General features: G+C 33.6%; 15 protein-coding genes and 1 other RNA gene. 2 read left to right on the top strand and 14 right to left on the bottom strand.

Annotated elements, in window-relative coordinates:
* Positions 1–8 precede the first annotated feature (8 nt).
* The 14 genes from OPR21_RS06245 to OPR21_RS06180 form a co-directional block, all read right to left on the bottom strand.
* Positions 9–629: a TRP75-related protein gene (locus OPR21_RS06245; protein ID WP_065094679.1), complete on the bottom strand. Its 621-nt coding sequence runs from the start codon at positions 627–629 to the stop codon at positions 9–11.
* Positions 630–817: 188 nt separating this feature from the next.
* The gene (locus OPR21_RS06240; protein ID WP_065094680.1) at positions 818–1,363 is read right to left on the bottom strand and encodes a hypothetical protein; all 546 of its coding nucleotides are present in this window, start codon (positions 1,361–1,363) and stop codon (positions 818–820) included.
* A gap of 154 nt (positions 1,364–1,517) precedes the next feature.
* Entirely contained in the window at positions 1,518–3,641 is a 2,124-nt protein-coding gene (locus OPR21_RS06235) for an FtsK/SpoIIIE family DNA translocase (protein WP_077188517.1), read from the bottom strand.
* Positions 3,642–3,920 (bottom strand): YggT family protein, encoded by a 279-nt coding sequence (locus OPR21_RS06230; RefSeq protein WP_006279515.1) that lies wholly within the window; start codon positions 3,918–3,920, stop codon positions 3,642–3,644.
* Between the two features lie 171 nt (positions 3,921–4,091).
* Positions 4,092–4,367 (bottom strand): type II toxin-antitoxin system RelE family toxin, encoded by a 276-nt coding sequence (locus OPR21_RS06225; protein WP_015588829.1) that lies wholly within the window; start codon positions 4,365–4,367, stop codon positions 4,092–4,094.
* On the bottom strand, positions 4,358–4,579 hold the full coding sequence (locus OPR21_RS06220) for a hypothetical protein (RefSeq protein ID WP_006279415.1): 222 nt from the start codon (positions 4,577–4,579) through the stop codon (positions 4,358–4,360). Before OPR21_RS06220 ends, OPR21_RS06225 begins: the two co-directional genes overlap by 10 nt.
* A 101-nt stretch (positions 4,580–4,680) precedes the next feature.
* Positions 4,681–4,887: a type II toxin-antitoxin system RelE family toxin gene (locus tag OPR21_RS06215; RefSeq protein WP_231115925.1), complete on the bottom strand. Its 207-nt coding sequence runs from the start codon at positions 4,885–4,887 to the stop codon at positions 4,681–4,683.
* A gap of 67 nt (positions 4,888–4,954) precedes the next feature.
* On the bottom strand, positions 4,955–5,173 hold the full coding sequence (locus OPR21_RS06210; protein WP_006279413.1) for a hypothetical protein: 219 nt from the start codon (positions 5,171–5,173) through the stop codon (positions 4,955–4,957).
* 200 nt (positions 5,174–5,373) lie between these two features.
* Complete coding sequence (locus OPR21_RS06205; RefSeq protein ID WP_006279412.1) at positions 5,374–5,811, bottom strand: ClpXP protease specificity-enhancing factor SspB; 438 nt, start codon at positions 5,809–5,811, stop codon at positions 5,374–5,376.
* Between the two features lie 23 nt (positions 5,812–5,834).
* Positions 5,835–6,164, bottom strand: a transfer-messenger RNA (tmRNA) gene (gene ssrA / locus OPR21_RS06200).
* Between the two features lie 124 nt (positions 6,165–6,288).
* Positions 6,289–6,879, bottom strand: coding sequence for a CvpA family protein (locus OPR21_RS06195; protein ID WP_265029832.1), 591 nt, complete (start codon positions 6,877–6,879; stop codon positions 6,289–6,291).
* 57 nt (positions 6,880–6,936) lie between these two features.
* On the bottom strand, positions 6,937–7,533 hold the full coding sequence (locus tag OPR21_RS06190) for a riboflavin synthase (RefSeq protein WP_010082169.1): 597 nt from the start codon (positions 7,531–7,533) through the stop codon (positions 6,937–6,939).
* A 189-nt stretch (positions 7,534–7,722) separates the two neighbouring features.
* Positions 7,723–8,643, bottom strand: coding sequence for a hypothetical protein (locus OPR21_RS06185; RefSeq protein ID WP_406829251.1), 921 nt, complete (start codon positions 8,641–8,643; stop codon positions 7,723–7,725).
* 344 nt (positions 8,644–8,987) lie between these two features.
* Positions 8,988–9,836 (bottom strand): hypothetical protein, encoded by an 849-nt coding sequence (locus OPR21_RS06180; protein WP_265029831.1) that lies wholly within the window; start codon positions 9,834–9,836, stop codon positions 8,988–8,990.
* A gap of 146 nt (positions 9,837–9,982) precedes the next feature.
* Between OPR21_RS06180 and pheS the strand changes: the two genes are divergently transcribed.
* On the top strand, positions 9,983–11,026 hold the full coding sequence (gene pheS / locus OPR21_RS06175; protein WP_265029830.1) for a phenylalanine--tRNA ligase subunit alpha: 1,044 nt from the start codon (positions 9,983–9,985) through the stop codon (positions 11,024–11,026).
* Complete coding sequence (gene glmU / locus OPR21_RS06170; protein ID WP_265029829.1) at positions 11,027–12,319, top strand: bifunctional UDP-N-acetylglucosamine diphosphorylase/glucosamine-1-phosphate N-acetyltransferase GlmU; 1,293 nt, start codon at positions 11,027–11,029, stop codon at positions 12,317–12,319. It begins immediately after the preceding gene.
* Positions 12,320–12,500 lie beyond the last annotated feature (181 nt).

Genomic DNA, 12,500 nt, shown 5'->3' with positions numbered 1-12,500 from the left:
TTGTGATACTATTTTACTGTGTCAGCTACGCTGCCAAACGAACTTGAACCATTCAAACTATAAGCATCTACGTTATCCAAATTAGCAATAGAATCATGTGAGCACGTTCTTCTTGAAGGAGTTTCTTTTATAGTGATATTTATAGGAGAAACTTTCTTTTCTCGTGTTGAAGTAACTTTCTTCCCTTCTTGTTGTTCACTTTCATGCTGCTTACTTTCATACTGAGAAACTGGCTCTTGATCTATAAATACAGCACCCTTTAAACGTGCGATATTAATACCATGCTGATTTATCATAGCGCTCTCTTCATCGTCGACTATGCACGCTTCCATGTCATTTGGCTCATTATCAAGACTAGCAATTTTTTTCTCTTTTAATTTTTTTATTAGATCTTCTTTATTTATAGCTCGATCTTGTGACTTTTTTTTCTTGAGCAATTCCCTACGCTTCTCATACAGTTTATATGACTCAGCAAAATCCTCATCTGTATGAAAGTTTGCACCACCAGGGTTACCAGGAGGTATGTATCTCTTACTGAGCTTAGATTTAGCTCCAGCACTATGCACAGTAAAAAAGCTAGAAACCAAAAACATTAATATAAACAAAACTTTAGAAAAAATCCTAAGCATATGGTGCTATAGTAAATATCGTGTTTTAAAAGATAGCAATTAACAAACTTTAAGTAAACCAGAATCTTTACTAACTTTACAATACAAATATTTTTCTAAAAAGTGATATGTTTACTATCAAAAAATCTACATAGGCTAAGAGAAGAGGAAGGTGTTACAAGTTGCGTAACACCTTTTCAAGAAAAGTGTTATGCAGCTATATGTTTGTCAACTTTTAAGTCATTCCGTAGTTTTTTAGTACCATCGGTAGCATCTACATTATTAAGTTTTGCGTCTGGTGTATCTTTAGACAAGTTCTTTTCTTTCTCCCTTTCACACTTAACTCCCTGATAGATACAGAATGCAACAAAACTAGTTATCGCTATTACGGCAACAGCAGTGGCTATGGTACAAATTAGTAGTGTTTTTTCTTGATCTGCTACTGCCTCTGCAAGTGTTTCCACTTTTTCTTGCAGGCCGTTTAAGTGCTCTTGCATAGCTTGAAACTGCTCAGTACCAATCTTGTCTTCTAATGCACTAAAAACTTTTTCAAACTGCTCAGCATCTATCTTTTGAGCTTCTTGCCATTCTTTTAATGCACTAAATACCTCTTCAAACTGTTTAGCATCTATCTTTTGAGCTTCTTGCCATTCTTTTAATGCACCAAAAACTTTTTCAAACTGCTCAGCATCGATTTTTTGACTTTCTTGCAATTCTGTTACACCTAACCAATTGCACAAAATTCCTTTTACCATTTTAACCCCCTAGTTAATTAATATATTATAATTTTACATTCCCAATGTTTAAATTATTATTAAATTAACTGTCATTATGTATTGACCTTTTAATAATTTTGTTTGACTTGCTTTTTGAAAGTGCGGAAACTTAAATTAAGGTATTACAAGATTGTTATTCAACCAATATCTCTCTTTTCCCTGAGTAATTTGGAGCGCTGACAATACCTTCCTTTTCCATTCTTTCAACGATGTTTGCTGCTCTGTTATAGCCTATTCTAAGCTGCCTTTGAATGTAACTGGTTGAAACTTTTTGATCTCTTTGAATGATGGCCACTGCTTGGTTATAGAGGTCATTTTCTTCATCCTCCGTTTCATCGTGTGACTCTGTAGAAGAATTTTCATCTTCTTTAGTGATTTCCTCCATGTAGTTTGGCTCACCTTGCATTTTCAGATGATCAACTATATCTTGCACCTCATTATCACTTACAAATGGGCCGTGAACTCGAATGATCTTACCACCAGAGGCCATATAGAGCATGTCACCCATGCCGAGCAATTGTTCAGCCCCTTGTTCGCCAAGTATTGTACGGCTATCTATCTTAGAAGTAACAGCAAAACTGATTCTCGTTGGAAAGTTCGCCTTTATCACACCTGTGATCACATCCACAGATGGGCGTTGTGTTGCCATTATGATGTGTATTCCTGCAGCACGAGCCATCTGAGCTAAGCGTTGAATAGAGCACTCTATTTCTTTGCCGGCAACAAGCATCAAATCTGCCATTTCATCCACGATCACTACAATATATGGAAATGTTTCCATCTTGATTGGTATTTTTTCAAACAGAGGTTTGCCTGTTGTTGAGTTAAAGCCAATCTGCACAACGCGCTCCAATTCTATTCCACTATTCATCGCTTCTGTGATTTTTTGATTATAGTTTATAACATTGCGTACATTCAAATACGACATCATGCGATAGCGGTTTTCCATTTCTTTCACTATCCACTTAAGAGCGACTACAGCCTTTTTTGGCTCTGTTACTACTGGCGTTATTAGATGTGGTATTGCATCATATATTGAAAGCTCAAGCATTTTGGGGTCGATCATTATCATCTTGCATTCGTCAGGACTTAATCGATAAACGAGTGAAAGAATCATAGTGTTAATCGCAACTGATTTACCAGACCCTGTGGTTCCAGCAACGAGCAAGTGAGGCATTTTAGTTAGATCTGCAATAACTGGTTTTCCACTTATTTCTTTGCCAAGCGCAATTGGAAGATTTAAGTTTGCATTTTGGTATTCTGGTGATTCAAGCAAATCACGCAGCATTACAATTTCCCGTTCCTTGTTCGGCAACTCTATTCCCATAGCATTTTGCCCACGAATTATTGAAATACGTGCAGAGAGTGCACTCATCGAACGTGCAATGTCATCTGCAAGGCCAATTACTCTTGCAGATTTCGTACCAGCTTGTGGTTCAAGTTTGTATAAAGTCACAACCGGCCCATAGCATACACTGATAATTTTTCCTTGCACGCCAAAATCACTCAGGACTTGTTCCAGCAGAGATAAATTTTTATTGCTCTCCATTTCATTCAGCTGTTTTCTCTGCAAAGACTCCTCTGCTTTGGAAAGTAAATGAATGCTTGGAAATTCGAACTCACTGGAAGGTTTAAAAATTTCTTCGGTAGCTTTTTTCTGTCTTTCTTTTGGTTGTTGTTTAGTAGTGATTTTAGTTTTATGTTTTTCTTCTACTACTAATGGTGCAACTGAATATTCAGCAGTTTTATGTGATCTGAAGAATGGAACATTTACAAATAAGCAAGCTATTTTTTTACATAAGAAGAATAGAGAGTAAATTGTTCTCTTCCAACCAACAGATCCTACAAGACCTATTAATGTTACTATCACAAATACATAAAACGGGCAGTTATTAACGAGTGCATTCCCTATTATTCCACTGTGTCTGTACCTTGCTGTGATGCCTAGCGAAAGTTGTGGTAATATAGCACATACCCCTAAATTGATTAATATTAAATAGAGAATTTTCAGCAGTATTTTTGCTGGCCTGAAGATCAACAAGTAAACTATGGTTGTAGCTATTGTAACACTAGTTAATCCAAGAAATTGAACCAATATATCAGCTAAATATGAACCTACTATTCCACCTAAATTTGTCACTTCCTCATTTGTAGCCGTGTTTAAGGAAGGATCTTTATAGTTATAGCTAAAAACTGATATATATATATATATTAAAAGGGATAGATATATTGCTGATTTTAGATATTTTTTTAACATCTACCTAAAGTAGTAAGCTACTGTATATTTTACAAAGTGAATTGTTATTAGCAATATCATTATAGATAAATCTAATCCGTTGAACGGTGGTATATATCTTCTAATAATCTTTAGTGGTGGATATGTCAATTGGTTCAAGATGTGCATTATGCTACTGACAGTTTCATTATATATGTTCACCATATTAAGTTTAACCAGCCAGTTTAGGACAACCCAACATATTAGAATGAAGCTATAAAGATCAAGTAACGTATTGAGTAGATATATGATTGGATGCATACATATCTATTACACGAAAGTTATATAAAAGACAAGTATTTAGCCTTTTCAAACTCAAAATGTTGTTTTTGCTGAACCAAAAAAAACTTCATTTTTTGAGCTGGGCAAAGCCACCTAAAGTAGAGAATGGACAAGGAAGGAGGGGTGTATAATATATATTAATGTTGGTATTTATTTCTTATAAATATCATCTCTATGTCCTATCTCTGTGATAGTTACTATATGATCTAATTGATTTACTCTGTAAATTACACGATAGTCACCAACTCTTAGCCTTCTACATCCTTTTAAGTTATGATGTAGTGGTTCACCAAAATTTATTGGGTCAACTGTAAGACGTTCTTTTATAGCCTTTTGAACTCTTAGCCTTATTGTCTTTGGAAGGTTTGGTAAATCTTTTTCAACAACACTCTTTAGAGACTTAACCTTGTAACGCTCTAATCCCACTTAATATCTTCAAAATCAACTGTTTCTGCACCTTCAACATCACGCTCATCAGAAATTTTAGATACTAAAAAATCCTCCATTTCAAGCTCAACTGCTTCTCTAAATAGTTTTCCTGCTAATTCTTGAACGGGCTGTTTAGTAAATTCAGATAATTCAGCAAGATGCTTTAAAGTTTCTTCGCTAAGAGCTATGTTAATGCCTGAATTTGCCATATGTTTTACCAAAGTCCACTAATAATTATACAACATTTTTTTTAATTTTTCAATAAAGAAAGGAAGGAAGGAGGGCTGTATAAAAATATATTTAATGTTTATCAAGTAGCCTTCTCATAAATGGTGTCTCTATGTCCTGCTGTAGCAACAAATACCTTATGTTTTGCAATATTTACAGTATAAATAATTCGATAATCACTAACCCTTATTCTTCTATACCCTTTTAGCCTGCCACGTAATGGTTTACCAAATTTAATTGGATCAGTTGTAAGCCGCTCGTTTATCGCTTTTGTAATCCTTGATCTTATTGTTTTTGGAAGATTTAGAAAATCTCTTTCAGTAAAGTTTTTTGAGTAGACAATATCGTATTTCAGTTTATGTCCTCTCCCTTTCAGATAGTACTGTGTTCCAGTCTACATCCTCACATTCCTTAATAGTTTTATATAACGCAATATCTTCTACTTCGCACTCGATTCCTTCGATGACTAACCTTTTTGCTAGTTCTTGAACGGATTCCTTGGTGATTTCAGCTAACTTAGTAAGGTTATGTGAAGTTTTTGGGTCAAAAGTTATACTAATTCCTGAATCTGTCATATGTTTTACCAAAGTCTACTAATAATTATACAACATTTTTCTGAATTTTTCAATAAAGGAAGTTGATGATATGTAAGAAAAATTTTGCCACCTGCGTTAATAAATAATTAAAGATTTAGCATATTTATCTACCCTCTATTCTATTACTGAAGTTAGACCACTTTTTTCTATTAATATTTTTTGTTTATAAAGATGAGCAGTTACTCATCACGCAGTTGATCTATGGATATAATACTACCGTTTGATAGTTTTTCAGTACATTTTTCACTTTTGTATTCTTTATCAGAGTCGATACTGATTTTGTCAAATATTAAAACATCTCCTGAAATTTTATCACGAAACTCACTAATAGCAAAAAACGGTATAGTAATTCGCTCTTGTTTTCCTTGAAAACTCAAACTGACGCTAAATTTATCCTCAGAAACTTTTAAATCATAGAATTGATGCTGTAATATAATAAGCATTTGAGTAGGGTATGACTTTTTCAAACGATCTGGCATGGTCACACCATTAAAATATGTGAAAAATAATATTTCTAAGTGAGGGATAAAACCATTACCTGATATAACATCTAAAGTCTTTTTGATAACTTGAAACTTAGCAGAATTAAGCAGTTTTTTGTAATCTGTTTGCTCCATATAACTTTCACATACGTAAATTTTGGGGGAACTTCTGTTACCCGGCGTTCCCTAAACCGTGCTTTAGTAATAAACCGGTTGTGCTAAATTAAGCAGCAACACGATATTCTTCAGCAGCAAAATTATCGTTTGCATTTAAATTATGAACTCTTAGCGGTGGTGTCTAACCGAGCAAAGCTACCATCTTTACTATGCATGTCGATCCTTAATCGCCCCCGTATAATTAAAAAACATGGTGGAGGCGCCGAGTACTGCCCTCGGGTCCAATACACCTATTACAAGGTAATTTTATTGCTATAGTACACAAAATGTACATAGCTATTATATAGCAACATTAAATAAATGTCAAGATATTATGACCTTAAGTTGATTTATTGCTAAAACAAAATTAATATTTCCAGTAAAAAATTCTGTGCTCTTAACCTGACACATATGGCTTTTTGAATACTCCCAATGAAAATATTTATAAATAAATATTTACTCTTCTTTTTTATTGTTTTTAGGTTTTTCTTGATCAACCATTTCTCCACCGATCTCTTTTATTTTTAGTATCAACGACTCTGGTACATACATGTCAATTACTTCTTCTGCTGTCACAAATAAAGCCTGATAAGAGTGTGAATTTATTATCCAATTAGGCAATATGTCTTCTGCTTCTATTTTATACTCTCCCTCTTTTTTGTCATATACTGTGTAGCAATATGAGTGCACAGCAAAAAATAATACATAAGAGAGCAATATTCCTTTAAGCACTCCGAGAAAGATTCCAGTAACTCTATCGATAAACCCCAACCTTATGGGTGATAATATGTACATTAGCCAGTTATTTATTATCATGAATATAAGATTAAGTATAATAAATACAGAGATTGTAGAAAGTATGTTTAGTGTAACTTTAGAATCAAAATATTTACTATAATTTGGAGCGAAAAAATCATAGTGATTAGCTGTCAGAAAGACCGATAAAAATAGAAACATTAGTGCGCATAGCTCTTTTATAAAGCCTCTAGTTACCGAGATTATTACGCATAGAACAACAATGAAGATAATTAGGCTATCGAAAAGCATGTTTTATATCTATATGGTTTTCAAGATATAATAGTTGTAAATAACAAGGTTGTAAAATTAATTGTATTTATGCTGCATCAATTGATCTAAATACCTAGCGATCATGTCAATTTCTAAATTCAAATAATCATTTACTTTGTTGTACTGAAAAGTTGTATTTTCCCATGTATAGGGAGTGATATTTACTGTAAATTCCTGATTAATAACTGAATTCACTGTGAGGGAAACCCCATCTAGTGTAACGGAGCTTTTTTTTGCAACAAATTTAATTAATTCTTGTGGGCACGATAGTTTGATTTCATGAGAATCTAAATTTTGATTAATTGTTAAAAATTTTACTATCCCATCAACATGACCCTGAACCAGGTGGCCATCGATCTTATCGCTTAATCTCATTGCTTGTTCGAGATTTATTTTTTTTCCTATTCTCCACGTATTTAAGTTAGCAACCTTCATAGTTTCTTGAGATGCTTGGACTGTAAATGTATCGCTCATTATATCAACAACAGTTAAACACACACCAGAGCAAGCTATTGAATCTCCTTTATTTATAGAGGATAAATTTTGTGTCTTGATATGGAAAATTTGATCAGAGTTGGAGTGAGTGGTAGTATCAGTTATAGTCCCGATATCCGTGATAATTCCTTTAAACATATGGTGAAAATAAATAATTTTACCATGAAAAATTTTTTACAACAACTTATTTCTATTTTGTTATAGTTAAAGTAATTCTGGTTTACCGACAATTTAAAAAACGACAAATTCGTCATCCCGCTACGTGTTAGCGGGATCTAGAGATACCGCGAATGAATCGCGGTATGACGCAGGAAAACTGAGTCTGCACTAGCTATAGGCGCGAGAAAGGGGATCGTTTTTACTTACTTGCTTAACAGATTCTATAGAATACTCAGAATATATAAAGTAAGCTAAACTCAGAACACATAATGCAGTTAATATTGGTAACCCTATGTTCAATGCTAGCCCAATACTTTCTCTTTTTTCTGGTGGCACTAATCCTTTTAACATTGACACTTCTCCTAATGGAAAATGCCATAAGCAAAGTGTTGATGCAGATGCTACTATTATAAATAGACAAAAATAAGCCTTTTTTGAGGAAAATACAGTTTTTAATGATGATTTGAGTGTAATGTTAGTAGGTGGTAGAGTTTTAGCTTCATTTGTTGCTGGTGAAAGATCTTTAATTGGTAAAGGGTTTGTAGATTTATGAGGAGTATTTTCATGTTGTGGAGAAGGTTGTTGTATATAAACACCTGAAACTAATTTAAGCAATTGCTCTTTTTTTCTATATACTTGTTTTTGTAAATATTCTTTACCTAAAAGTGAGTTACTAAGAGGTTGTGGCCTTTCGAGTATCTGTAATACTTCTGATATTTCGCCTGGCTCTAATATTGCATGTAATTGTTTATCTTGAAAGTAAACAATATTAAATACTGAGCTGAAAATATTGCAAAATGTTTCTGGATCTTGATTTTTGTATCCACTCATCACTTCAATAAATATTTTATCGAGTTTTTTCCCCCTGTGCTCAATTTGGTTATCTATCATAGCTACTCTAGCATCATTTTGTGCTTGTTTTATGGCTAATGGTTTTTCTTTCTCTGATAGTTCTTTGGTCTGCTTTTTTGACTTCTTTTTTCTGTTAGCCTTAAAATACTCTGTGTGCGAAGTGGTTTGACCTACATTCTGTTCTGCTTCTTGAGGTATTGGATTTCCTATACTACTTGTCATCCAAGTAGCTGACACTGGGGTCCATTTTTCTTTTTTTTTCTGGATTCCAGCGGGCTTTGTTGCATCGCTACTTATGAAAGGCTAACTATAATTAGGATTATAAGCAACCTATTGAAAATCTTGTTTTTTTGCAATCAATCTGATCAAATTTAAGAATAGTAATTTATTATTTATATTAATAAATTTAATTCTATTGAAAATAGCTAAAGCATTGAAATTCTTGAATTTTAGCCGGATTAGTGAGTGGTAGTGAAATTTCTTTTACTCAAATTTAGGTATTCACTGACCGTTCTTGTTATAAATACCAGAATAATAAGCTACTGATATTCTCCACCTTTTTTATCTTTAATCCATCATAGCTAGCGATGCAACAAAGCCATTCCAGCGTCAAGCGCTGGAATGACACCAAATGGTATATTGTTGCTCTGTATAGAAAGTTTTGGTGTTCTTAAAAGGGATAACCTTATTACATCATTAAAAAAATTAGATAAGGGAAGGAAGATTCTATATTTTGGTATATTAGCTTTTATTGCAGCAGTAACCACTGGAGCTTTACAATTTACTTTGCTTGCTACGTTAAAGCCAAACGAGCCTGTAAATAGTACAATTTGTCTATTTTGTGCGTTTTTTTGCTCAGTTTCACTCTGTTCTTGTCTGTTTTTATTTTCTGCTTCTTTTACTTGTAGTGTAACTTGACTCCGTTCCTCATTTTCAGTTTTTTCTGCATGTTTTAGCTTTTCATTTAAAAATGACCCTATTTGGTGCAAATTATCTAAGTTAATGTCTTTAACATCTGTTTGTAGTGTTATTGTTACTCCTTGTAAGAGAATTTGAGATGGAGCATTATTTATGAATTCTTCTACAGTTTTGTAACTGTTAGTTTTACAGTGGTTATTATATAATTCACTGCTTTCTTTCGGCACTTTCATGTTGACTGTAAAATTTTTTTCCTGAGGAAGACAGATTTTGAAAAAATCAATTAAAGGGTTTATTCGAAATAATCTTATATTAAAGGTGTCTTTATCTGTTGCTGTTAGCTCAAATGAAAATTTTTGTATATTGCTTTCAATACTTCTCGAGCGAATAGCACTGATCTTAATTGTTCCGCTAGAAAATGCTTTACTTATGTTTTTGGATTTTTCCTTAAAGAGCTTAGGTAAATCCTCTATTTTATACTTATTCTTAGTTTCAGTGTTACTGTTGTGCATAGTTGATACAGTGAATTCATCAACGCAAAGGTAAATAAAAAAGATTAATCAGTCAATAAATTAATAATCAGAATAGGGCAATTTTTCGAATTGTTGATGATATTTAAAATTTCACTATAATGAAAGTTTAAGCCAGCGTTTTTAAGATGAATAAAGAGTTATTAGATGACATACTTTCACTTGAAGATAAAGCAGTTTCCGAAATTGAGAATGCTTCTTTTTTGCAAGATTTAGAAAAAGTTAGACTATTATATTTGGGAAAAAAGGGTGTAGTTAGAGCGTATTTTGATAACTTAAAAAAGATAGAAAATGCAGAGAAAAAGCGTGATTTAGGCGAAGTTATCAACGTTTTACGTAATAAGCTAGATCAGCTTATAATGAATAAGGAAAATATACTAAAAGCCGAAGAAGTTAGCTTTAAATTGCAGAACGAGGCGGTTGATATCACGTTGCCCGTTAGACCAGAAAAAATGGGCAAGGTCCATCCACTCAGTAAGGTTATAAATGAAGTAAAGCTTATTTTTGCACATATGGGTTTTAAAGCAGTTGATGGCCCTGATATTGAAGATGAATTTCATGTATTTGATGCACTGAATACTCCAAGTCATCATCCTGCGCGAGAGGAGCAAGATACCTTCTACTTAAAGAACAAAATAGATGATAAAAGAATGGTACTGCGCACTCACACCTCATCTGTACAGATTAGAACCATGGAAAAAACAAAAAAGTTCCCAATTAAAATAGTAGCTGCAGGTAGAGTATACAGAAATGACTTTGATGCAACTCACACTCCTATGTTTCACCAGATAGAAGGGTTATATGTCGATGAAAACGTCAATATGGGCCAGTTAAAATTTACTATTCATCACTTCCTTAATAAGTTTTTTGGAGATAAAGGGCTGAAGATACGTTTTCGTAATAGTTTTTTTCCTTTTACTGAACCCTCTGCGGAAGTGGACATAAGTTATAAAGGTAGTAAATGGATAGAAGTGCTTGGATGTGGTATGGTGCATCCAAATGTCTTTCAAAATGTTGGAATAGACCATACTAAATACAACGGTTTTGCGTTTGGCATTGGTATAGAAAGGCTTGCGATGCTAAAATATCAAATCAGCGACCTAAGAAGCTTTTACGATAACAAAATCAGTTGGCTTGATCATTATGGTTTTCATTTTTCATCTTTAAGATAAGTGATAAATAAAGCTCATACTTTTATCATACTTGCTGCCGGGCATGGCAGGCGGATGAATTCAGATTTGCCTAAGGTTCTGCACGAAATAGGCAATTTTTCCATGCTTCAGCATGTCATTTACAATGCAAAACAGTTAAATCCTGAAAATATTGCTGTTGTAGTTGATCAGCCTTTAATTGAAAGACTAAAGTGTTTTAAGGATATACAGTTAATTACACAAGAATTAACACTTGGCACGGGAGATGCGGTCAAAACTGCGATGAGAAACCTAAGAGAATTGCCAGATTCAAGCATAGTTGTTGTGCAGTATGGGGATACTCCGCTCATAAAAAGCAGCACAATAACTAAAATGATTAGTTATTTAGAAGGCAAGGCTCTAGTTTGCCTAGGTTTTAGGACAAACAATAAAGAATACGGTAGGTTAATTATTGAGAATGGTTCCTTAAGAGAAATCGTAGAAGCAAAGAGTGATAAAAATAATCATGAAGAATTTCTTGCAAATGCTGGAATAATGGTTGCATGTGCAAAGAATTTACGTGAATTGGTGGAGAAAATAGAGTGCAATAGCTCAACTCATGAATATTACTTGACCGATATAGTTTCCATTGCAGTGAAGAGTAATTTAAATGTCGGTTACGTTATTACCGGTGGAGAAGAAGCAACGGGAATAAATAACAGAAATGACCTTATAAAAGCTGAATTTTACTTTCAAGAAAATAAAAGAAAAATTTTTACCGACGCCGGAGTAACGCTTGTTGCGCCGGAAACTGTTTTCTGTTCTCTTGATACGCAAATTGCCAGAGACTCAGTTATTTACCCATATGTTTTTTTCGGCCCTGGAGTGCAAATAGAGTCTGGTGCGAAAATACTGCCATTTTCGCATTTAGAAAATTGCTTAATTAAAAGTAATGCTGAGGTCGGTCCATTTACCAGAATACGCGGAAACACAACAATTGGTAATAAGGCAAAAATAGGAAATTTTGTGGAAGTGAAAACAAGTGAAGTTGGTCAAAACACTAGAATAAAACACTTAAGTTATATAGGAAATGCTAAAGTAGGGCAGGAGAGTAATATAGGAGCAGGCACTATTGTTTGTAATTATGATGGGAAAAATAAACATGAAACGAATATAGGGAGCAATTGCTTTGTTGGCGCCAATAGCTCACTAATTGCGCCGCTTAATATTCATGATGAATCTGTAATTGCAGCAGGTAGTGTTATAGTTGAGGATGTACCAGAAAAAAGCCTTGCAATAGCAAGAGAAAAGCAAGTAACTAAGAGAATAAAGTAGTCTAATTTAATTATGTTGTTGTGTCATTTTTAATATTAGACTTCTTGCATAACCATATAACAAACTTTTATTGGGAATAGAAACAAAAAAACTTCCTTGACAAACTCCGCCAGCCCCCTTATCATAACAGTGAAGCTATTGTATTTGCTTTCGCCAATCTGCAGATTAAAAGGTAAGGATT

Source organism: Wolbachia endosymbiont (group A) of Philonthus cognatus (assembly GCF_947251755.1).
Lineage (GTDB): Bacteria > Pseudomonadota > Alphaproteobacteria > Rickettsiales > Anaplasmataceae > Wolbachia > Wolbachia pipientis.
Note: the sequence above shows the minus strand (reverse complement) of the source record. Positions and strands in the feature narration are given on the sequence as shown.

Bases quoted from the DNA above. Each gene is read 5' to 3' on its own strand.
- OPR21_RS06245 (WP_065094679.1), bottom strand. From the start codon at position 629: ATGCTTAGGATTTTTTCTAAAGTTTTGTTTATATTAATGTTTTTGGTT.
- OPR21_RS06240 (WP_065094680.1), bottom strand. From the start codon at position 1,363: ATGGTAAAAGGAATTTTGTGCAATTGGTTAGGTGTAACAGAATTGCAA.
- OPR21_RS06235 (WP_077188517.1), bottom strand. From the start codon at position 3,641: ATGTTAAAAAAATATCTAAAATCAGCAATATATCTATCCCTTTTAATA.
- OPR21_RS06230 (WP_006279515.1), bottom strand. From the start codon at position 3,920: ATGCATCCAATCATATATCTACTCAATACGTTACTTGATCTTTATAGC.
- OPR21_RS06220 (WP_006279415.1), bottom strand. From the start codon at position 4,579: ATGGCAAATTCAGGCATTAACATAGCTCTTAGCGAAGAAACTTTAAAG.
- OPR21_RS06210 (WP_006279413.1), bottom strand. From the start codon at position 5,173: ATGACAGATTCAGGAATTAGTATAACTTTTGACCCAAAAACTTCACAT.
- OPR21_RS06205 (WP_006279412.1), bottom strand. From the start codon at position 5,811: ATGGAGCAAACAGATTACAAAAAACTGCTTAATTCTGCTAAGTTTCAA.
- OPR21_RS06195 (WP_265029832.1), bottom strand. From the start codon at position 6,879: ATGCTTTTCGATAGCCTAATTATCTTCATTGTTGTTCTATGCGTAATA.
- OPR21_RS06190 (WP_010082169.1), bottom strand. From the start codon at position 7,533: ATGTTTAAAGGAATTATCACGGATATCGGGACTATAACTGATACTACC.
- OPR21_RS06180 (WP_265029831.1), bottom strand. From the start codon at position 9,836: ATGCACAACAGTAACACTGAAACTAAGAATAAGTATAAAATAGAGGAT.
- pheS (WP_265029830.1), top strand. From the start codon at position 9,983: ATGAATAAAGAGTTATTAGATGACATACTTTCACTTGAAGATAAAGCA.